The 19,417-nt window shown below is 59.6% G+C and carries 23 protein-coding genes; 2 read left to right on the top strand and 21 right to left on the bottom strand.

The annotated features are described in order from the left end of the window. Nucleotides 1-198: 198 nt before the first annotated feature. Genes OO306_RS15820 through OO306_RS15810 form a run of 3 tightly spaced genes read right to left on the bottom strand, consistent with a single transcriptional unit; the run spans nt 199 to nt 2,837 of the window. On the bottom strand, nt 199-972 hold the full coding sequence (locus OO306_RS15820; RefSeq protein ID WP_027594882.1) for an SDR family NAD(P)-dependent oxidoreductase: 774 nt from the start codon (nt 970-972) through the stop codon (nt 199-201). 22 nt (nt 973-994) lie between these two features. Continuing rightward, nucleotides 995-1,780 (bottom strand): TSUP family transporter, encoded by a 786-nt coding sequence (locus OO306_RS15815; protein WP_027594881.1) that lies wholly within the window; start codon nt 1,778-1,780, stop codon nt 995-997. A 31-nt stretch (nt 1,781-1,811) separates the two neighbouring features. Next, entirely contained in the window at nt 1,812-2,837 is a 1,026-nt protein-coding gene (locus OO306_RS15810) for a TauD/TfdA family dioxygenase (RefSeq protein ID WP_099452747.1), read from the bottom strand. A 442-nt stretch (nt 2,838-3,279) separates the two neighbouring features. Here OO306_RS15810 and OO306_RS15805 point away from each other — a divergent pair, with 442 nt between their 5' ends. Next, nucleotides 3,280-4,674, top strand: coding sequence for a PLP-dependent aminotransferase family protein (locus tag OO306_RS15805; RefSeq protein WP_085274032.1), 1,395 nt, complete (start codon nt 3,280-3,282; stop codon nt 4,672-4,674). A gap of 112 nt (nt 4,675-4,786) precedes the next feature. Here OO306_RS15805 and OO306_RS15800 read toward each other — a convergent pair whose 3' ends face one another. Together OO306_RS15800 and OO306_RS15795 are read right to left on the bottom strand one after the other, a co-directional pair. After that, nucleotides 4,787-5,338 (bottom strand): single-stranded DNA-binding protein, encoded by a 552-nt coding sequence (locus tag OO306_RS15800; protein WP_027594878.1) that lies wholly within the window; start codon nt 5,336-5,338, stop codon nt 4,787-4,789. Nucleotides 5,339-5,347: 9 nt separating this feature from the next. Then, nucleotides 5,348-6,742, bottom strand: a complete 1,395-nt coding sequence (locus OO306_RS15795) for an MFS transporter (RefSeq protein WP_027594877.1) — start codon at nt 6,740-6,742, stop codon at nt 5,348-5,350. Between the two features lie 129 nt (nt 6,743-6,871). Here OO306_RS15795 and uvrA point away from each other — a divergent pair, with 129 nt between their 5' ends. Further along, complete coding sequence (gene uvrA, locus OO306_RS15790; protein WP_186682789.1) at nt 6,872-9,706, top strand: excinuclease ABC subunit UvrA; 2,835 nt, start codon at nt 6,872-6,874, stop codon at nt 9,704-9,706. Nucleotides 9,707-9,773: 67 nt separating this feature from the next. Here the strand turns inward: uvrA and bfr are convergent, their stop codons facing one another. The 16 genes from bfr to rpsN all read right to left on the bottom strand — a co-directional run bounded on the left by bfr (nt 9,774) and on the right by rpsN (nt 19,410). Beyond that, the gene (bfr, locus tag OO306_RS15785) at nt 9,774-10,238 is read right to left on the bottom strand and encodes a bacterioferritin (protein WP_008089766.1); all 465 of its coding nucleotides are present in this window, start codon (nt 10,236-10,238) and stop codon (nt 9,774-9,776) included. Nucleotides 10,239-10,400: 162 nt separating this feature from the next. Next, on the bottom strand, nt 10,401-11,840 hold the full coding sequence (locus OO306_RS15780; protein ID WP_265969287.1) for a catalase: 1,440 nt from the start codon (nt 11,838-11,840) through the stop codon (nt 10,401-10,403). A gap of 172 nt (nt 11,841-12,012) precedes the next feature. Further along, on the bottom strand, nt 12,013-12,399 hold the full coding sequence (gene rplQ / locus OO306_RS15775) for a 50S ribosomal protein L17 (protein ID WP_003255451.1): 387 nt from the start codon (nt 12,397-12,399) through the stop codon (nt 12,013-12,015). A gap of 42 nt (nt 12,400-12,441) precedes the next feature. Continuing rightward, a complete protein-coding gene (rpoA, locus tag OO306_RS15770; protein WP_003255452.1) occupies nt 12,442-13,443 on the bottom strand; it encodes a DNA-directed RNA polymerase subunit alpha in 1,002 nt (333 codons plus the stop codon). Between the two features lie 22 nt (nt 13,444-13,465). Beyond that, the gene (gene rpsD / locus OO306_RS15765; RefSeq protein ID WP_009681977.1) at nt 13,466-14,086 is read right to left on the bottom strand and encodes a 30S ribosomal protein S4; all 621 of its coding nucleotides are present in this window, start codon (nt 14,084-14,086) and stop codon (nt 13,466-13,468) included. Nucleotides 14,087-14,101: 15 nt separating this feature from the next. Further along, the gene (rpsK, locus tag OO306_RS15760; protein WP_003255454.1) at nt 14,102-14,491 is read right to left on the bottom strand and encodes a 30S ribosomal protein S11; all 390 of its coding nucleotides are present in this window, start codon (nt 14,489-14,491) and stop codon (nt 14,102-14,104) included. 18 nt (nt 14,492-14,509) lie between these two features. After that, nucleotides 14,510-14,866, bottom strand: a complete 357-nt coding sequence (rpsM, locus tag OO306_RS15755; protein WP_003255457.1) for a 30S ribosomal protein S13 — start codon at nt 14,864-14,866, stop codon at nt 14,510-14,512. Between the two features lie 131 nt (nt 14,867-14,997). Further along, nucleotides 14,998-15,114, bottom strand: a complete 117-nt coding sequence (rpmJ, locus tag OO306_RS15750; RefSeq protein WP_002555468.1) for a 50S ribosomal protein L36 — start codon at nt 15,112-15,114, stop codon at nt 14,998-15,000. 28 nt (nt 15,115-15,142) lie between these two features. Further along, nucleotides 15,143-16,474: a preprotein translocase subunit SecY gene (gene secY / locus OO306_RS15745; protein WP_003257108.1), complete on the bottom strand. Its 1,332-nt coding sequence runs from the start codon at nt 16,472-16,474 to the stop codon at nt 15,143-15,145. After that, a complete protein-coding gene (rplO, locus tag OO306_RS15740; protein WP_003255461.1) occupies nt 16,475-16,909 on the bottom strand; it encodes a 50S ribosomal protein L15 in 435 nt (144 codons plus the stop codon). Between the two features lie 3 nt (nt 16,910-16,912). After that, nucleotides 16,913-17,089: a 50S ribosomal protein L30 gene (gene rpmD / locus OO306_RS15735; RefSeq protein ID WP_008089798.1), complete on the bottom strand. Its 177-nt coding sequence runs from the start codon at nt 17,087-17,089 to the stop codon at nt 16,913-16,915. A 2-nt stretch (nt 17,090-17,091) separates the two neighbouring features. Further along, nucleotides 17,092-17,592, bottom strand: a complete 501-nt coding sequence (rpsE, locus tag OO306_RS15730; RefSeq protein WP_003255465.1) for a 30S ribosomal protein S5 — start codon at nt 17,590-17,592, stop codon at nt 17,092-17,094. Between the two features lie 3 nt (nt 17,593-17,595). After that, nucleotides 17,596-17,946: a 50S ribosomal protein L18 gene (gene rplR / locus OO306_RS15725; RefSeq protein WP_008089801.1), complete on the bottom strand. Its 351-nt coding sequence runs from the start codon at nt 17,944-17,946 to the stop codon at nt 17,596-17,598. Between the two features lie 10 nt (nt 17,947-17,956). Continuing rightward, entirely contained in the window at nt 17,957-18,490 is a 534-nt protein-coding gene (gene rplF / locus OO306_RS15720; protein ID WP_027594874.1) for a 50S ribosomal protein L6, read from the bottom strand. 12 nt (nt 18,491-18,502) lie between these two features. Further along, nucleotides 18,503-18,895, bottom strand: coding sequence for a 30S ribosomal protein S8 (gene rpsH, locus OO306_RS15715; protein ID WP_027594873.1), 393 nt, complete (start codon nt 18,893-18,895; stop codon nt 18,503-18,505). A gap of 209 nt (nt 18,896-19,104) precedes the next feature. Beyond that, nucleotides 19,105-19,410: a 30S ribosomal protein S14 gene (gene rpsN, locus OO306_RS15710; RefSeq protein WP_265969284.1), complete on the bottom strand. Its 306-nt coding sequence runs from the start codon at nt 19,408-19,410 to the stop codon at nt 19,105-19,107. Nucleotides 19,411-19,417 lie beyond the last annotated feature (7 nt).

The following is a 19,417-nucleotide window of genomic DNA, read 5'->3' as shown; positions in this document are numbered from 1 at the left end:
AGGCATTGGCGCGCGGCCCCTTGGCGCCCGCCTCGATATCGCGTCGGACAAACAAGGCGGTCGCGCGCAAATGCCACAGGCCTCATTGGCCCGAAACAGATGTACGAGCAGCCTTGTGCTGCGAAGCGCCGCGCGGGCGGCGCTCGATCTCATAAGCGCCGAAAATGTTACGGCGAACACCCTGCGCGCGCCCCTCTATCAAGCAGCGCCCAACGGTCTGGGCAGATTACGCACCACATTCAGCGCCGCACTGCTCTGCGCCACCGGCATGATTTCGAGGGTGTTGATATTCACATGCGCGGGCTGCTCCGCGATCCACGCCACCGTAGCCGCGATATCCTCCGGCAGGATGGCTTCCACGTCGCGGTACAGCGCCTCCACCGCGTCCAGGTCGCCCTTCAGGCGCACCACCGAAAAGTCGGTGCCCGAGCACAGGCCCGGCTCGATATTGCTCACCCGCACGCGGGTACCGGCCAGGTCGGCACGCAGGTTGAGGCTGAACTGGCGCACGAATGCCTTGCTGGCGCCATACACGTTGCCGCCTGGATAGGGATAGGTGCCGGCAATCGAGCCGATGTTGATGATCATCCCGCTGTCTGCTTCCACCATCTGCGGCAGGATCTTGTGGGTGACCATGGCCAGCCCGGTGATGTTTGTATCGATCATCCGCTGCCAGTTCTCGGCGCTGCTGGCCTGGGCGCGATCGACCCCCAGCGCCAGCCCGGCGTTGTTGACCAACAGATCGATTTGCAGCGAGGCATCACGAATCTGCTCGACAGCCGTTTCAAGCGACGCAGGGTCGGTGACATCCAACGCCAAGGGGATGAAGTTGACCCCCAGCTCACCCTCCAGCGCCTGCAGTTTGTCCATGCGCCGGGCGCCACCGATCACGCGGTAGCCCTTGGCAATCAACGTACGGCAGATGGCTCGGCCAAACCCCGAGGAGGCGCCGGTTACGAATGCGGTTTTCATCAGTTATCTCCGAGTAGGTAGGTCAAACCAGGTACTTCACGCCCAGGCTGGTGAACAGGCACAGCATCGAAAACACCAACACTTTGCGCACCACGTCGTTGCCTTTGCGCAAGGCCAGGGCACTGCCCATGTGGTTGCCGAGAATGTTGCAGGCCACCAGTGGCAGGGCCAGCAGGTACACAACCTTGCCGGCCATGATGAACGCCACCAGCGCGCCGATGTTGGAGGCGAAGTTGAAGGTCTTGGAGTTGGCCGAGCTGGAGACCAGGTCCATGCGCAGCAGGTAATGGAAAGCGATGATGAACATGCTGCCGGTGCCTGGGCCGAAGAAGCCGTCATAGAAGCCGATGGTCAGGCAGGTCAACGGCACCACGGTGTAGAGCGTGCGCGGGGACAGTTCGCGCTCCTCGACCGGGCGGTCTTTGGGGGTGAGGAAGATCAGGATGCCGAACGGGATCAGCGCCAGGATGATCTTGCCCACGGTCTCCTGGGAGATCGACACGATCAGGTGCGCCCCCAGATAAGCACCGAGCAACGAGAACGGCACCCCGACCAGCGCCACCTTCCAAACCATCTTGCTGTTGGCCAGAAAGTTGCGGATGGCGGCCAGCGTGCCGAGTGTGCTCACCAGTTTTTCTTGCCCGAGAGCCACCTGAGGCGGCATGCCCACTAACAGAAACCCAGGGACCAGGAACAACCCGCCGCCACCGGCAATGCTGTCGACGAAGCCTGCAATGAACGCGATCGCCCCCAGCATCAGGATCGCCAGCAGCCAGTGTTCCGCCCAGAAAGCGCCTAACAGTTCCATATCGTTACTTCCATCGAGTCATTGAGAAAGATCAGGAGCGCACTTCGTAGAGGTGGTCCGCACGGGCAAAATGCACACGGTTCAGGTCGTTGACCGCGAACAGGCGCAACAGCCAGCGGTCGGCACCGTCGTTTTGCGGCTCGAAGCCATCACGGGCATGCAACACACGCTGATTCTTGAAAATCATGAAGTCGCCCGGCAGCAGCAGGTGTGGCTCGTCGAAGCGGCGGGTCTCCAGCACACCGCGCAAGCTGGCCAGGGCTTGCTCGGCACGCAGGTTCAGGCCGTGGGTGTTCTCGCTGTCGAAACGGCACAACCACTCGCCGGCATTGCCATGCGCCAGCACGGGCAACTCGGCGGTGCATCGCCGATTGGCGGTAAACGAGTCGGGGCGGCGGATTTCGAACTGAGGCAGGCAAAGCTCACGCACGGTGGCCGACGGCAGCGCCGCCACTACCGCATCGAGGTTGACCAGCGTTGTGCTGATGCGCGGGTCGCAGCGCATGCCAAAGAACGACAGGTATTCCGGGCAGCAGGAGGCCGTGCCGAGTGGTTCGGATGACAGCGGCAGGTCGGGGTTGTCGACGTGGTAGGAAAAACGCAGCCGCGAGCCGTGGGAGCTCTTGTGGCTGGATGAAGTGCGTGCCGGAATGACATGGCGGAACAGCCGGCCGTCGTTCTCCCCCTCATAAACGATCGGGTTGATGCCCATCAGGCTCTGCATGGTCAGGCTGACCAGGCAGGCAATCGGCGTGCTGCGCGGGCTGAGCACACCCGAGTACGGCGTAGGAGGTACGTCACGGTCGCGTGGGCAATTGCGCACGATCATGCTGGTCAGTTGCGGGTCTTCGACGAAACCACGAATCTGCTGGCACAGTGCGTTGCCCAGCACCTCCTGCGCCTGATCCTTGAGCTGAGGGTAGAGCTCTTTGCTGGTTTCAAAATCGAGGGGGGTATTGTTCAGCAAGGTTTGCCAGGCACTTGAGGTTACCCAAGGCAGGCGGATCTCCAGTGAAGTCTGAGGCTCGGCTCCTTGTTGCAGGTGTGCGCTTTCCATTTCGAGTGATATTCCATTGAGCTAGCTTGAGGCCATTCGGTGTCGTGCTTAGCCGGGCAGAGGCGGCAGACGTTGTCTTTTTTTGAAGCCGTTCACAGCTGTGCGATGAGATAAGTGGAGCCAGGGCGGCACCCCGCAAATTGCATCGACTCAATCATTGTAATTACAAAAATAGAATCGACTCAATTTATTTCAGCATGCCGTGAGAACATCGATTGCATCGATTCAATCAAGTTATTGATTTCAAAAGATTTCTGGAAAAAACACTGTAATCCCTGAAGCAGCTCGCCGAGCGATGCCGAAGCTGAAGGACCTTCAGTCGCTCATCTGGCCGGCAAAAGCCAGCTAAATCGATGTAATTTGCCTACAAGAAAACACAATTACTCCTATCAGACCTTTCGTGCTAGGCTTCCGCGTTCTTGCAGCCTTTGGTGCCATTTCTATGTGGGTTCCTCACTACAGCGACCTGGCGCAGCCGGTCTATCTGATGATCGCCGACGCCCTTGAACAGGACATCGGCAGCGGCCGACTGACCGCTGGCGATCGCCTGCCGACCCTCAAGGACTTGGCCGAATCATTGAACGTGACGCCTGGCACCATTGGGCGCGCCTATGACGAAGCCGCCAAACGGGGCCTGGTGGTGGGCGAGGTCGGCCGCGGCACCTTTGTGTTGCAGCAACGCCCGGCGCATGCGCCAGCCTCGGCAGCACGCCCCATGCCTGCGCCAGCCGAGCGCGAGAGTGGCCAGATCGACCTTTCGATCATCAAACCCAATGACGCGCACATGACCGACTGGTTGCGCGGGGCAATAAACGAACTGGCAGCATCTCCCGACCTGGCCCAGGTGCTCGATTACGTCACCGAGGGTGGTCACGCGACGCACAAGCAGGCCGGTGCGGCCTGGATTCAACGCTGGCTACCCGAAGCGAACTGGCAGCAGGTGGTGCTGACCTCGGGCGCCCAACACGGGCTGCTGGTGGCCATCAGCAGTTTGTCCAAGAACGATGACGTCATCCTCTGCGAGTCATTCTGCTACCCGGGCATCATTTCCCTGGCGCACAGCATGGGGCGCCGCCTGCGCGGCGTGGCCATGGACGAGCACGGTTTAATTCCCGAGGCCTTGCGCGCGGCGTGCCTGGAACACCGCCCTTCCCTGCTGGTGTGCGTGACCACCCACCAGAACCCCACCAACTCGATCATGCCCCACGCGCGCCGTGAAGCCATCGCCGAGATCGCCCGCGAGTTCGACCTGTTCATCGTCGATGACGATATCTATGGCTTCCTTGAACCGGCCCCTGATTACAAACCGTTGGCGGCCTATGCCCCAGAGCGCTCGGTGTACCTGACCAGTTTGTCCAAAAGCGTGCTCCCCGCGCTGCGGATCGGTTACCTCTATGCCCCGCCCCAAACCCTTTCGCGGCTCTCGTCGATGGTGCGCAGCAGCGTCTGGATGCCCTCGCCGTTGATGGCGCAACTGGCCAGCAACCTGATCAACAGCGGCATGGCCGACCAACTGGTGCAGGTGCAGCAGGACGAAGCGGCCGCGCGCCAGCAAATGGCCCGCGAGATCCTGGGTAACTACAAGGTCCGCAGCCAGCCCAACAGTTTCCATCTTTGGCTGGAGCTGCCCGAGCCGTGGACCAGCGACGAATTTGCCAACCTGGCGCGCAACAATGGCGTCACCGTGGTCAGTGGCAGTCAGTTCCTGCCGGAGCGCAGCGCTGCCACCTGCGGCGTGCGTATCGCACTGATGACGCCAAGCCGCGCGGAGTTGGGCTTTGCCCTGACCAAGCTGGTCAGCTTGCTGGACTCGCCGGAACCGCGACTTTTTTACTAGGGCCGGTCTAGCCAGCTCCACAACTCTGGACAGGCGCTCTTGCGCCTTGCATAAAAAAACCCAGAGCAATTTGCCCTGGGTTTTCGCTGTAGCTCGACGCTAACCGCTCAGATCAGAACGGAATATCGTCATCAAAGCTGTCAAAGTCAGCCGCCGGCTGCGGCGCTGGCTGCTGCGGCGCAGGGCGCTGAGGAGCCTGTTGCGGGCGCTGGGCCTGCTGACGTGGTGGCGCCTGGTTGTATTGTTGCTGCTGGCCACCCTGGTTGTAGTTGTTGCCACCACCCTGGTTGTACTGATCGCCGCCACCTTGCTGGTTCTGCGGACGGCCGCCCAGCAGCTGCATGGTGCCGTTGATGTCGACGATGATCTCGGTGGTGTAGCGCTTGATGCCGTCTTTTTCCCACTCGCGGGTCTGCAGCTTGCCTTCGATGTACACCTGCGAACCCTTGCGCAGGTATTCGCCGGCGATTTCGGCAACCTTGCCGAACAGCGACACACGGTGCCACTCGGTACGCTCCACCTTCTGGCCCGACTGCTTGTCGGTCCACTGCTCGCTGGTAGCCAGGCTCAGGTTGGTCACGGCGTTACCGTTGGGCAGGTAGCGGACTTCGGGATCCTGGCCACAAGTGCCGACCAGAATGACTTTGTTAACCCCACGGGCCATAACGTTCTCCTAGGCTTCGCACGCCGAAGAGGCTGGGTTTACCAGACGCTCGAGGGTCGTACGGTCCAAAATTTTCGTATCCAGTTTGATATAGATGGCGGCTTCTTCTGCCACCACAATGGCGTCGGTCACACCCGGCACGGCCATCAGGCGTTCGGTCAACCCGGCTTCCCGGACTGCCTCGGGCGTCAGCGGCATGCGCAGGCTGGTCACATACGGCGGCTCGTTCATGCGCAACGCGACGACCAACCATACGGCACACAGCAGCGCGCAACCGAGGAACACCATGTTCAGCCCACCGTGCTGGAACAACCAGCCACCGAGGATGCCCCCCAGGGCGGCGCCCAGGAACTGGCTGGTGGAGTACACCCCCATCGCCGTTCCCTTGCCACCCGCAGGCGACACCTTGCTCACCAACGAAGGCAGCGAGGCTTCCAGCAGGTTGAATGCGGTAAAGAATACCACGGTGCCAATCACCAGTCCGCGCAAGTTGTCAGCCCACTGCCAGAAGAACACCTCGACCAGCAGCAACACACTGACCGCTCCGGCCAGTACGCGTTTCATCTTGCGCTTTTTTTCGCCGTAGATGATGAACGGGATCATTGCAAAAAATGAGATGAACAGCGCGGTCAGGTAGACCCACCAGTGCTCTTCCTTGGGCAGGCCGCCACGCTCGACGAAGGCCAAGGGCAGTGCGACGAAGCTGGCCATCAGGATGGCGTGGAGGATGAAGATACTGATGTCCAGGCGCAGAAGGTCCGGATGGCGCAGGGTCGGGCCCAGTGCCTGGCGGGCAACGCCTGACTCACGGTGCTGCAAGGTGCTGTGAGTGCTAGGCACGACGAAGGCGATCAGCAGGGTGCCCACCAGCGCAAGCCCTGCCGTGGACAAGAACAATCCTGACAGCCCGTAGGCACGGGTCAACAGCGGGCCGACGACCATGGCGACGGCGAACGACAGGCCGATGCTCATGCCGATCATGGCCATGGCCTTGGTGCGATGCTGTTCCCGGGTCAGGTCGGACAGCAGTGCCATGACGGCGGCGGAAATCGCCCCCGCGCCCTGCAGAATGCGCCCGGCGATGACCCCCCAGATAGAGTCGGCCTGGGCCGCCAGCACGCTGCCCAGGGCGAAGATCACCAGCCCCAGGTAAATTACCGGGCGCCGGCCGATGCGGTCGGACACCATGCCGAACGGGATCTGCAGGACCGCCTGGGTCAGGCCGTAGGCGCCAATGGCCAGGCCAATCAGCGCGGGGGTGGCACCGGCCAGGTCCATGCCGTAGGTGGCCAGCACCGGCAAGACCATGAACATGCCCAGCATACGAAAGGCAAAGACCAGGGCCAGGCCGCCTGCGGCGCGGGTTTCGCTGCCACTCATGCGCTCGTTGTGGGTGTCGTGCATGGATTAACCTCGTGTGAACCGGCGGCGATTCTATCAGTCCGACAGCTTGACGGCATATACGCGACGCTTTGCCGCGTACTGGCAGCGCGCCGTATACTTCTTTGTTTATGCCCGCCGAGCGAGGCCGCAGTGGACAAGATCCTGATTCGTGGGGCACGTACCCACAACCTGAAGAACATCGACCTGACCCTGCCGCGGGACAAGCTGATCGTCATCACCGGCCTGTCCGGGTCCGGCAAGTCCTCCCTGGCATTCGACACACTGTACGCCGAAGGCCAGCGCCGTTATGTCGAATCCCTGTCGGCCTATGCCCGGCAGTTCCTGTCGATGATGGAAAAGCCCGACGTCGACACCATCGAAGGCCTCTCCCCGGCCATTTCCATCGAGCAGAAGTCGACCTCGCACAACCCCCGCTCCACCGTCGGCACCATCACCGAGATCTACGACTACCTGCGCCTGCTTTACGCCCGCGTTGGCACGCCGCGCTGCCCGGACCACGACATCCCGCTGGAGGCGCAGACCGTCAGCCAGATGGTCGACCTGGTACTGGAGCGCCCCGAAGGCAGCAAGCTGATGCTGCTGGCACCGGTGATCCGCGAGCGCAAGGGCGAGCACTTGGCGGTGTTCGACGAGCTGCGCGCCCAGGGCTTCGTCCGCGCGCGGGTCAACGGCAAGCTCTACGAGCTCGATGAGCTGCCCAAGCTGGATAAACAGAAGAAGCACAGCATCGATGTGGTGGTAGACCGCTTCAAGGTCCGCGCCGACCTGCAGCAGCGTCTGGCCGAGTCGTTCGAGACTGCACTCAAATTGGCCGACGGTATCGCCTTGGTGGCGCCGATGGACGACGAAGAAGGCGAAGAGATGATCTTCTCCGCCCGCTTCGCCTGCCCGGTCTGTGGCCATGCGATCAGTGAGCTGGAGCCCAAGCTGTTCTCCTTCAACAACCCGGCCGGTGCTTGCCCGACCTGTGACGGCCTGGGGGTCAAACAGTTCTTCGACACCAAACGCCTGGTCAACACCGAGCTGACCCTGGCCGAGGGCGCTATACGCGGCTGGGACCGGCGCAACGTCTATTACTTCCAGATGCTTGGCTCGCTGGCCGCGCACTACGGGTTCAGCCTCGAAGCGCCGTTCGGCGAGCTGTCGGCCGAGCACCAGAAGGTGATCCTGCAAGGCAGCGGCAAGCAGAGCGTCGACTTCAAATACCTCAATGACCGCGGCGACATCGTCAAACGCTCGCACCCGTTCGAAGGCATCGTGCCGAACCTGGAGCGGCGCTACCGCGAGACCGAGTCGGCCACCGTGCGTGAAGAGCTGGCCAAACTGCTCGGTACCCAACCCTGCCCTGACTGCCGCGGCACCCGTCTGCGGCGCGAAGCTCGGCACGTGTGGGTGGGCGAAAAAACCCTACCGGCCGTCACCAACCTGCCGATCGGTGAAGCCAGCAGCTACTTCGGCGAGCTGACCCTGACCGGGCGCCGTGGCGAAATTGCAGCGAAAATTCTCAAGGAAATCTGCGAGCGCCTGCAGTTTCTGGTCAACGTCGGCCTGGACTACCTCACCCTGGACCGCAGCGCCGACACACTGTCGGGTGGTGAGGCCCAGCGCATCCGCCTGGCCAGCCAGATCGGTGCGGGCCTGGTCGGGGTGATGTACATCCTCGATGAACCGTCCATCGGTCTTCATCAACGCGACAACGACCGCTTGCTGGCCACCCTCAACCACCTGCGCGACCTGGGCAATACGGTCATCGTGGTGGAACACGACGAAGACGCTATTCGTTTAGCCGACTATGTGGTGGACATCGGCCCGGGTGCCGGGGTGCATGGCGGCCAGATCGTCGCCGAGGGCACGCCCGAGGAGGTCATGGCGCATCCTGACTCGCTGACTGGCAAATACCTGTCCGGGCGCAAGAAAATCGTCGTCCCAGCCAAACGCACGCCACGCGACAAGAAACTCTCGCTGAAGCTCAAGGGCGCGCGCGGTAACAACCTGCAGAACGTCGACCTGGAAATCCCGATCGGCCTGCTGACCTGCGTAACGGGCGTGTCGGGTTCGGGCAAATCGACCCTGATCAACAACACCCTGTACCCGCTCGCCGCTACCGCGCTCAACGGCGCGAGCAGCCTGGAAGCCGCGCCGCACAGCAGCATGGATGGCATGCAGCACCTGGACAAAGTGGTGGATATCGACCAGAGCCCGATTGGCCGCACACCGCGTTCGAACCCGGCAACCTACACCGGTATTTTCACGCCGATCCGCGAGCTGTTCTCGGGTGTTCCAGAATCGCGCTCACGCGGCTACGGCCCAGGGCGCTTCTCGTTCAACGTCAAGGGCGGCCGTTGCGAGGCCTGCCAGGGCGATGGCCTGATCAAGGTTGAGATGCACTTCCTGCCCGACATCTACGTGCCGTGCGACGTGTGCAAGAGCAAGCGCTACAACCGCGAAACCCTGGAGATCAAGTACAAGGGCAAGAACATCCACGAGGTGCTGGAAATGACCATCGAGGACGCCCGCGAGTTCTTCGACGCGGTCCCGGCGTTAGCGCGCAAGCTGCAAACCCTGATGGACGTAGGCCTGTCCTACATCAAGCTGGGCCAGTCGGCGACTACCTTGTCGGGCGGTGAGGCTCAGCGGGTGAAGCTGTCCCGCGAGCTGTCCAAGCGCGATACCGGCAAGACCCTGTATATCCTCGACGAGCCAACCACGGGCCTGCACTTTGCCGATATCCAGCAATTGCTCGATGTGCTGCACCGCCTGCGCGACCACGGCAACACCGTGGTGGTGATCGAGCACAACCTGGACGTGATCAAGACCGCCGACTGGCTGGTGGACTTGGGGCCGGAAGGCGGCTCCAAAGGTGGGCAGATCATTGCCAGCGGTACACCGGAAGAACTGGCCAAGATGAAGCAGTCCTACACCGGGCATTACCTCAAGCCGCTGTTGGAGCGTGACCGGGCCTGATCCGCCTGTGCATAAAAAAGCCCCTGACACCGTAAGTGCCAGGGGCTTTTTATTGACTGTGGATAACTTACATCTGCGACTGCAGGTAGTTCTCCAGGCCGATAACCTTGATCAGGCCCTGCTGCTTCTCCAGCCAGTAGGTGTGATCTTCTTCGGTATCAGCCAACTGCGCGCGCAAGATGTCGCGGCTGATGTAGTCCTTGTGCAGCTCGCACAGCTCGATGCCTTTGCACAGCGCGGCGCGGACCTTGTATTCCAGCTTGAGGTCGGCTTCGATCATCTCCGGCACAGTGCTGCCCACTTCGAGGTCATCCGCGCGCATGTCGGGGGTGCCTTCGAGCATGAGGATGCGGCGCATCAGCGCGTCGGCGTGCTGCGTTTCTTCTTCCATCTCGTGGTTGATGCGCTCGTAGAGCTTGGACAGGCCCCAGTCTTCATACATACGCGAGTGAATGAAGTACTGGTCGCGTGCTGCCAGTTCGCCCTTCAGCAACGTGACGAGGTAGTTGATTACGTCCGGGTGACCTTGCATCGCCCTGCTTCTCCATGTGAAAACATCAATGGACATAGTGTGAACCACGTTTTGCTCGCGGTCACTGAAAAACGCGCAATTAGATGCAAAAAATCGGTTAAACAGTAGTGATATTCATTGAAAAACCGCCCAAATGAGGGCGGTTCTTCTTATCACTTCGACTTAGGCGAGATTCACGCCCAGCGCCTTGGCAATGCCCTCACCGTAGGCCGGGTCGGCCTTGAAGAAGTACTGCAACTGGCGTTGGATGACATCGTCGCTCACGCCTGCCATGGCGCCCGCGATGTTGTTGATCAGCAGGGCCTTCTGCTGTTCGTTCATCAAGCGGAACAGTGCACCGGCGTGGCTGTAGTAGTCATTGTCCTCACGGTGATCGTAGCGATCAGCCGAGCCATTCAGGGCCAGGGCAGGCTCAGCATGGCGTGGCGACTGCTTGGGTGCATCGCCGTAGCTATTGGGCTCGTAGTTCGGCGCGCTGCCGTAGCTGCCAATGGCCATCGAACCATCACGCTGGTAGCTGTTGACCGCAGAGCGCGGCGCGTTGACCGGCAACTGCTGGTGGTTGGTGCCCACGCGGTAGCGATGCGCATCGGCGTAGGCGAACACCCGGCCCTGCAGCATACGGTCAGGCGACAGCCCGACACCTGGGACCATGTTGCTCGGGCCAAACGCCGCTTGCTCGACCTCAGCGAAGTAATTGAGCGGGTTACGGTTGAGCTCCAGTACGCCCACCTCAATCAGCGGATAGTCCTTCTGCGACCAGGTCTTGGTCACATCGAACGGGTTCTCGTCACGGCTGGCGGCCTCGGCCTCAGTCATCACCTGAATGCACACGGTCCAACGTGGGTAGTCGCCGCGCTCGATGGCCTCGAACAGGTCGCGCTGGGCGTAGTCCGGGTCTGTACCTGCCAAGCGTGCAGCGTCAGTAGGGGCGAGGTTCTTGATGCCTTGCTGGGTCTTGAAGTGCCACTTCACCCAGGTACGTTCACCGGCGGCGCTGATCAGGCTGTAGGTGTGGCTGCCAAAGCCGTGCATGTGACGGTAGCCGTCCGGGATGCCGCGGTCAGAGAACAGGATGGTGACTTGGTGCAGCGCCTCGGGCGAGTGTGACCAGAAGTCCCACATCATTTGCGCGTTCTTCAGGTTGGACTGCGGGTGGCGCTTCTGGGTGTGGATAAAGTCCGGGAACTTAAGCGGGTCACGGATGAAGAACACCGGGGTGTTGTTGCCAACGATGTCCCAGTTGCCTTCCTCGGTGTAGAACTTGACGGCAAAACCACGCGGATCACGCTCGGTGTCAGCCGAACCACGTTCGCCACCGACCGTGGAGAAGCGCAGGAAGGTTTCGGTCTGCTTGCCGACCTGTTCGAACAGCTTGGCGCTGGTGTAGCCGGTGATGTCGCGGGTAACGGTAAAGGTGCCGTACGCGCCCGAACCCTTGGCGTGAACACGACGTTCTGGGATGTTCTCGCGGTTGAAGTGGGCGAGCTTCTCGATCAGGTGGAAATCGTCGAGCAGCAGCGGGCCGCGGGGGCCGGCAGAGCGGGAATTCTGGTTGTCAGCTACGGGTGCACCGCTGGCGGTGGTGAGTATCTTGCTCATGGGCTCTCCTTATCAGTCTAGAACTGCCGGCTAATCGGCTTGGATAGGAGTATTGACGAGCGGTCGCTTCAGGACAAATTCATTACATGACTTGTATCAATAGAAATTAACAATACTTGCAGGCACAAAAAACCGGGCACAAGGCCCGGTTCTTTGTAGCAGACAGAACGTCTTACTCGGCAGCTTCTACAGCACCACCGACTGGACGATCAACCAGCTCGACGTACGCCATAGGCGCGTTGTCGCCAGCGCGGAAACCGCACTTCAGGATGCGCAGGTAGCCGCCCTGACGGGTGGCGTAACGCTTGCCCAGATCGTTGAACAGTTTGCCAACAGCGGACTTCGAACGGGTACGGTCGAAGGCCAGACGACGGTTAGCAACGCTGTCTTCCTTGGCCAGGGTGATCAGCGGCTCGGCAACGCGGCGCAGTTCCTTGGCTTTCGGCAGGGTGGTTTTGATCAGCTCGTGCTCGATCAGCGACACAGCCATGTTCTGGAACATAGCTTTGCGGTGAGAGCTGGTACGGCTCAGGTGACGTCCACTTTTACGATGACGCATGATTCATTCCTTACCAAACACTACGTTCGGTGATTACGACGATCAGGCGGTCGCCTTGTCGTCTTTCTTAAGACTTGCAGGCGGCCAGTTGTCGAGGCGCATGCCGAGAGACAGACCACGAGAGGCCAGGACGTCCTTGATTTCAGTCAGGGACTTCTTGCCCAGGTTAGGAGTCTTCAACAGCTCTACTTCGGTACGCTGAATCAGGTCGCCGATGTAGTAGATGTTCTCCGCCTTGAGGCAGTTGGCCGAACGTACAGTCAGTTCCAGGTCGTCAACCGGACGCAGCAGGATCGGATCGATCTCGTCTTCCTGCTCGACTACGACAGGCTCACTGTCACCTTTGAGGTCGACGAACGCGGCCAGCTGCTGTTGCAGGATGGTCGCAGCGCGGCGGATTGCCTCTTCAGGATCCAGGGTGCCGTTGGTTTCCAGATCAATGACCAGCTTGTCCAAGTTGGTACGCTGTTCAACACGGGCGTTTTCGACCACATAGGCGATACGACGCACCGGGCTGAACGAAGCGTCCAACTGCAGACGGCCAATGCTACGGCTTTCGTCTTCGTCGGTTTGACGGGAGTCGGCCGGCTCGTAACCACGACCACGAGCTACGGTGAGCTTCATGTTCAGGGCGCCGTTCGACGCCAGGTTCGCGATTACGTGATCGGGGTTGACGATCTCGACATCGTGATCCAGCTGAATATCGGCAGCGGTAACCACCCCCGAACCCTTTTTCGACAAGGTCAGCGTAACTTCGTCACGACCGTGCAGTTTGATAGCCAGGCCTTTCAGGTTCAACAGGATTTCAATTACGTCTTCCTGAACACCTTCGATCGCGGAGTACTCATGGAGTACGCCATCGATCTCGGCCTCGACTACTGCACAGCCAGGCATGGAGGACAACAGGATGCGGCGCAGCGCGTTGCCCAGGGTATGGCCGAAGCCACGCTCGAGAGGCTCGAGCGTGATCTTGGCGCGGGTCGGACTGACTACCTGCACATCAATGTGGCGGGGAGTCAGGAACTCATTTACCGAAATCTGCATGGATGCACCTATTTTCTAGCCCTTACTTGGAGTAGAGCTCGACAATCAGGTTCTCGTTGATGTCGGCAGACAGGTCGCTGCGAGCAGGAACGTTCTTGAAAACGCCCGACTTTTTAGCAGCATCCACGTCAACCCACTCAACGCGGCCACGCTGGGCGCACAGTTCAAGGGCTTGAACAATGCGCAGCTGGCTCAGCGACTTCTCGCGAACCGCGACCACGTCACCCGGACGAACTTGGTAGGATGGAATGTTTACAGTCTTACCGTTGACGCTGATCGCTTTGTGCGAAACCAGCTGACGGGACTCGGAACGAGTCGAGCCGAAGCCCATACGGTAGACGACGTTATCCAGACGGCACTCGAGCAGTTGCAGCAGGTTCTCACCGGTTGCGCCTTTTTTCGAGGCAGCAGCTTGGTAGTAACCGCGGAACTGACGCTCCAGAACACCGTAGATACGACGGACTTTTTGTTTCTCGCGCAGCTGGGTACCGTAGTCGGACTGACGGCCACGGCGCTGGCCGTGGATACCTGGGGCTGCTTCGATGTTGCACTTCGATTCCAGAGCGCGAACGCCGCTCTTCAGGAACAGATCGGTGCCTTCACGACGAGACAGTTTGCATTTTGGACCAATGTAACGTGCCATTCTTCTGTCTCCTGATTACACGCGACGCTTCTTCGGCGGACGGCACCCGTTGTGCGGGATTGGCGTCACGTCGGTGATGCTGGCGATCTTGTAGCCGCAGCTGTTCAATGCACGAACGGCGGACTCACGACCTGGACCTGGACCCTTGACGTTAACGTCGAGGTTCTTCAGACCGTATTCCAGCGCAGCTTGACCAGCACGCTCAGCAGCGATCTGTGCTGCGAACGGGGTGGATTTGCGCGAACCACGGAAACCCGAACCACCGGAGGTCGCCCAGGACAAAGCATTGCCCTGACGGTCGGTGATGGTCACGATGGTGTTGTTGAAAGACGCATGGATGTGGGCGATGCCATCAACCACTGTCTTTTTGACTTTCTTACGAGGACGAGCAGCAGGTTTTGCCATGTCTATATTCCTGGGCGGTTACTTGCGGATCGGCTTACGCGGGCCCTTACGGGTGCGTGCGTTGGTCTTGGTGCGCTGACCGCGAACCGGCAGACCTTTACGATGACGCAGGCCGCGGTAGCAACCCAGGTCCATCAAGCGCTTGATCTTCATGTTGATGTCACGACGCAGGTCACCTTCGGTGGTGAACTTCGCGACTTCGCCACGCAGGGTTTCGATTTGCTCGTCGCTCAGATCCTTGATCTTAGCGGCTGGGTTTACACCAGCGTCTGCACAGATCTTCTGCGCAGTTGTGCGACCGACACCATAGATGTAGGTCAGCGAGATAACAGTATGCTTGTTATCTGGAATGTTGACGCCTGCAATACGGGCCATTCAGTGGGACTCCAATTGACAGCTACCTACGCCCCGGAAGCCAAGAAATAGGGCGCGAGATAATATCGCTGTAGAAACGAATAATCAACCCAGCAGCACACTAGCTGCTGGGTTTGAAGCGACGATCACACTCAGCCTTGGCGCTGTTTGTGACGCGGTTCCGCGCTGCAGATCACTCGTACGACGCCTTCGCGACGGATGATCTTGCAGTTACGGCACAGCTTTTTCACCGATGCACGAACTTTCATTACCGACTCCTCGAACCTTAGGGGCGTATCAGCGCAGCAAACCGCTGCCACCGTAGCCTTTCAGGTTGGCTTTCTTCATCAGGGATTCGTACTGGTGCGAAACGAGGTGCGATTGTACTTGGGACATGAAGTCCATCACAACCACTACCACAATCAGCAACGAGGTCCCGCCAAGGTAGAACGGCACATTTGCTGCCACCACCAGGAACTGGGGCAGAAGGCAGACGGCCATCATGTAAAGAGCACCGAACATGGTCAAACGGGTCAGAACGCCATCAATGTAGCGAGCCGACTGTTCACCAGGACGGATACCCGGAATAAAGGCACCGGACTTCTTCAGGTTTTCCGCTACGTCTTTCGGATTGAACATCAGCGCTGTGTAGAAGAAGCAGAAGAAAATGATCCCTGCACTAAACAGCAAGATGTTCAACGGCTGACCAGGAGCGATCGACTGCGAGATGTCCTGCAACCAGCCCATACCTTCGGACTGACCGAACCAGGCACCCAGCGAAGCCGGGAACAGCAAAATGCTGCTGGCGAAAATAGCCGGGATAACCCCCGCCATGTTCACCTTCAACGGCAAGTGGCTAGTCTGCGCAGCGAAGACCTTGCGGCCCTGCTGACGCTTGGCGTAGTGAACGGCGATACGACGCTGACCACGCTCAATGAACACCACGAAACCGATAATCGCTACTGCCAGCAAACCGATTGCGACCAGGGCGAAAATGTTGATATCGCCTGTACGCGCAGACTCGAAAGACTGCCCGATTGCTCTCGGAAGACCGGCAACGATACCTGCGAAGATCAACATCGAGATACCGTTGCCCACACCGCGCTCGGTGATCTGCTCGCCCAGCCACATCATGAACATCGCGCCGGCCACAAACGTGGAAACCGCGACGACATGGAAGCCCAGGCCGACAGAAAACGCCACGCCCTGGTTGGCCAGGCCAATGGACATGCCAATGGCTTGGACCAGCGCCAGGATAACGGTGCCGTAGCGGGTGTACTGGCTGATCTTGCGACGGCCAGCTTCACCTTCCTTCTTCAACTGCTCCAGTTGCGGGCTGACCGCCGTCATCAGCTGCATGATGATCGATGCCGAAATGTACGGCATGATCCCCAGTGCAAAGATGCTCATGCGCTCAAGCGCGCCACCGGAAAACATGTTGAACAAGCTAAGAATGGTCCCCTCATTCTGCCGAAACAGATCCGCCAGACGGTCCGGATTGATGCCTGGAACCGGGATATGCGCACCTATCCGATAGACGATGATCGCCATGAACAGAAAGCGCAGACGAGCCCAGAGTTCCGACATCCCGCCCTTACCGAGCGAAGAGAGAGCACCTTGCTTAGCCATTTATTCCTCGAATTTGCCGCCAGCTGCTTCGATAGCCGCACGCGCACCCTTGGTGGCTGCGATGCCCTTGATGGTGACTGCGCGAGTAACTTCGCCAGACAGCATGATTTTCACACGCTGAATGTGCTGGTTGATCACGTTGGCATCCTTCAGGGATTGCACGGAGATCACGTCGCCTTCCACTTTGGCCAGCTCGGACAGACGCACTTCTGCGCGGTCCATGGCTTTCAGGGAAACGAAGCCGAATTTCGGCAGACGACGGTGCAGCGGCTGTTGACCGCCTTCGAAGCCCGGAGCGATCGAACCACCCGAACGGGAGGTCTGACCTTTGTGGCCACGGCCGCCGGTCTTACCCAGACCGCTACCGATACCACGACCCGGACGATGCTTTTCGCGACGGGAACCCGGCGCTGGACTCAGATCATTGAGTTTCATCGATTAACCCTCGACGCGCAGCATGTAGTAAGCCTTGTTGATCATCCCGCGATTCTCGGGAGTATCCTGGACTTCTACAGTGTGACCGATGCGACGCAGACCCAGACCCTTAACGCACAGTTTGTGGTTAGGGATACGGCCCGAGACGCTCTTGATCAGCGTTACTTTAACGGTTGCCATGATCAGAAGATCTCCTCGACGCTCTTGCCGCGCTTGGCAGCAATGGATTCAGGAGATTGCATGGCTTTCAGACCCTTGAAGGTGGCGTAAACCACGTTCACTGGGTTGGTCGAACCGTAGCACTTGGCCAGAACGTTCTGAACGCCAGCAACTTCCAGGACAGCACGCATTGCACCGCCGGCGATGATACCGGTACCTTCCGAGGCAGGCTGCATGTAAACCTTCGAGGCGCCGTGGGCAGCCTTGGTGGCGTACTGCAGGGTGGTGCCCTTCAGGTCAACCTGGATCATGTTGCGACGAGCAGCTTCCATGGCTTTCTGGATCGCAGCAGGTACTTCGCGCGATTTGCCACGGCCGAAGCCGACACGACCTTTACCATCACCAACCACGGTCAACGCGGTGAAGGTGAAGATACGGCCGCCTTTTACGGTCTTGGCAACGCGGTTAACTTGAACCAGCTTCTCGATGTAGCCTTCGTCGCGCTTTTGATCGTTATTTGCCATAACTTAGAACTCCAGCCCGCCTTCACGAGCAGCATCAGCCAGCGCTTTGACGCGGCCATGGTACTTGAAGCCGGAACGGTCAAAGGCAACTTGAGATACACCGGCGGCTTTCGCACGCTCAGCTACCAGCTTGCCAACCTTAGTGGCCGCGTCGATGTTGCCAGTGGCGCCATCACGCAGGTCTTTGTCCAAGGTCGAGGCGCTTGCCAGAACCTTGCTGCCGTCGGCCGAAATGACCTGGGCGTAGATGTGCTGCGAGGAGCGGAACACGCACAGGCGCACGACTTCGAGTTCGTGCATCTTGAGGCGTGCTTTGCGAGCGCGACGCAGTCGAGTAACTTTTTTGTCGGTCATTTGCTAGGCCCTACTTCTTCTTGGCTTCTTTACGACGGACTACTTCGTCCGCGTAACGCACACCTTTACCTTTGTAAGGCTCTGGTGGACGGAAGTCGCGGATTTCAGCGGCCACCTGACCTACCAGCTGCTTGTCGATACCCTTGATCAGGATGTCGGTCTGGCTAGGCGTTTCAGCGGTGATACCGGCTGGCAGTTCGTAGTCCACTGGGTGCGAGAAGCCCAGGGCCAGGTTCAGGATAGTGCCCTTGGCCTGTGCCTTGTAACCAACACCGACCAGCTGGAGCTTGCGCTCGAAGCCTTGGCTTACGCCCTGGACCATGTTGTTGACCAGAGCACGGGTAGTACCGGCCATGGCGCGAGCTTGCTGGTCACCATTGCGAGCGACGAAACGCAGCTCACCAGACTCTTCGGTAACTTCAACAGACGAGTGAACGTTCAGTTCGAGAGTGCCTTTGGCACCCTTCACCGAAAGCTGCTGGCCGGCGAATTTGACTTCGACACCAGATGGCAGCTTAACGGGGTTCTTAGCGACGCGAGACATGTCTATCCCCCCTTAGAACACTGTGCAGAGAACTTCGCCGCCGACACCGGCAGCGCGCGCAGCGCGATCAGTCATCACACCTTTGTTGGTGGAGACAATAGACACGCCCAAACCGCCACGTACTTTCGGCAGATCGGTAACGGCCTTGTACTGGCGCAGGCCTGGACGGCTGGAGCGCTTCAGTTCCTCGATGACCGGACGGCCTTCGAAGTACTTCAGTTCGATCGACAGGGAGGGCTTGGCTTCGCCACTGACTTGGTAGCCAGCGATGTAACCTTCATCCTTCAGAACTTTGGCAACCGCGACCTTCAGCGTAGAGGAAGGCATGCTTACGACGGACTTTTCAGCCATCTGGGCATTACGGATGCGAGTTAGCATGTCCGCTAACGGGTCCTGCATACTCATGGGCTAGATGCTCCTGATACAAGAATTATTAGCCTTGCGGCTATCACAACCACCCGAGCGGATTGGGCAAAAAACCCAGGCTCAGGTGAGCCGGTCATTCTAGACACAAGGTAGAAACGAAACAAGCCCCATATAGGGGCTTGTTTGTTGGCGAGGTCACCGGCGGTCGGAAGATTGCTCCCCTTCCACCGGGATCACACCTGCAGCGATTACCAGGAGGCCTTGACCAGACCTGGTACGTCACCGCGCATTGCCGCTTGACGCAGCATGTTACGGCCCAGGCCGAACTTACGGTATACACCGTGAGGACGACCGGTCAGGCGGCAACGGTTGCGCAGACGCGCAGCGCTGGCATCACGTGGCTGCTTCTGCAGAGCGACAACGGCAGCGAAACGCTCTTCTGGAGAGGCGCTCAGGTTGACGATGGTCGCTTTCAGCTCAGCACGCTTTTTGGCGAACTTGGCTACCGTGAGCTGACGCTTCAGCTCGCGGTTTTTCATGCTCTTCTTGGCCATTTTCCTA

The sequence above is a fragment of the Pseudomonas sp. DCB_AW genome, assembly GCF_026240895.1.
Lineage (GTDB): Bacteria > Pseudomonadota > Gammaproteobacteria > Pseudomonadales > Pseudomonadaceae > Aquipseudomonas > Aquipseudomonas kermanshahensis.
This window is presented reverse-complemented; position numbering and strand designations above follow the sequence as displayed.

Excerpts from the sequence above, each read along its gene's own strand:
- OO306_RS15820 (WP_027594882.1), bottom strand. The coding sequence starts at position 972 with ATGAAAACCGCATTCGTAACCGGCGCCTCCTCGGGGTTTGGCCGAGCC.
- OO306_RS15815 (WP_027594881.1), bottom strand. The coding sequence starts at position 1,780 with ATGGAACTGTTAGGCGCTTTCTGGGCGGAACACTGGCTGCTGGCGATC.
- OO306_RS15810 (WP_099452747.1), bottom strand. The coding sequence starts at position 2,837 with ATGGAAAGCGCACACCTGCAACAAGGAGCCGAGCCTCAGACTTCACTG.
- OO306_RS15805 (WP_085274032.1), top strand. The coding sequence starts at position 3,280 with ATGTGGGTTCCTCACTACAGCGACCTGGCGCAGCCGGTCTATCTGATG.
- OO306_RS15800 (WP_027594878.1), bottom strand. The coding sequence starts at position 5,338 with ATGGCCCGTGGGGTTAACAAAGTCATTCTGGTCGGCACTTGTGGCCAG.
- OO306_RS15795 (WP_027594877.1), bottom strand. The coding sequence starts at position 6,742 with ATGCACGACACCCACAACGAGCGCATGAGTGGCAGCGAAACCCGCGCC.
- bfr (WP_008089766.1), bottom strand. The coding sequence starts at position 10,238 with ATGCAAGGTCACCCGGACGTAATCAACTACCTCGTCACGTTGCTGAAG.
- OO306_RS15780 (WP_265969287.1), bottom strand. The coding sequence starts at position 11,840 with ATGAGCAAGATACTCACCACCGCCAGCGGTGCACCCGTAGCTGACAAC.
- rplQ (WP_003255451.1), bottom strand. The coding sequence starts at position 12,399 with ATGCGTCATCGTAAAAGTGGACGTCACCTGAGCCGTACCAGCTCTCAC.
- rpoA (WP_003255452.1), bottom strand. The coding sequence starts at position 13,443 with ATGCAGATTTCGGTAAATGAGTTCCTGACTCCCCGCCACATTGATGTG.
- rpsD (WP_009681977.1), bottom strand. The coding sequence starts at position 14,086 with ATGGCACGTTACATTGGTCCAAAATGCAAACTGTCTCGTCGTGAAGGC.
- rpsK (WP_003255454.1), bottom strand. The coding sequence starts at position 14,491 with ATGGCAAAACCTGCTGCTCGTCCTCGTAAGAAAGTCAAAAAGACAGTG.
- rpsM (WP_003255457.1), bottom strand. The coding sequence starts at position 14,866 with ATGGCCCGTATTGCAGGCGTCAACATTCCAGATAACAAGCATACTGTT.
- rpmJ (WP_002555468.1), bottom strand. The coding sequence starts at position 15,114 with ATGAAAGTTCGTGCATCGGTGAAAAAGCTGTGCCGTAACTGCAAGATC.
- secY (WP_003257108.1), bottom strand. The coding sequence starts at position 16,474 with ATGGCTAAGCAAGGTGCTCTCTCTTCGCTCGGTAAGGGCGGGATGTCG.
- rplO (WP_003255461.1), bottom strand. The coding sequence starts at position 16,909 with ATGAAACTCAATGATCTGAGTCCAGCGCCGGGTTCCCGTCGCGAAAAG.
- rpmD (WP_008089798.1), bottom strand. The coding sequence starts at position 17,089 with ATGGCAACCGTTAAAGTAACGCTGATCAAGAGCGTCTCGGGCCGTATC.
- rpsE (WP_003255465.1), bottom strand. The coding sequence starts at position 17,592 with ATGGCAAATAACGATCAAAAGCGCGACGAAGGCTACATCGAGAAGCTG.
- rplR (WP_008089801.1), bottom strand. The coding sequence starts at position 17,946 with ATGACCGACAAAAAAGTTACTCGACTGCGTCGCGCTCGCAAAGCACGC.
- rplF (WP_027594874.1), bottom strand. The coding sequence starts at position 18,490 with ATGTCTCGCGTCGCTAAGAACCCCGTTAAGCTGCCATCTGGTGTCGAA.
- rpsH (WP_027594873.1), bottom strand. The coding sequence starts at position 18,895 with ATGAGTATGCAGGACCCGTTAGCGGACATGCTAACTCGCATCCGTAAT.
- rpsN (WP_265969284.1), bottom strand. The coding sequence starts at position 19,410 with ATGGCCAAGAAGAGCATGAAAAACCGCGAGCTGAAGCGTCAGCTCACG.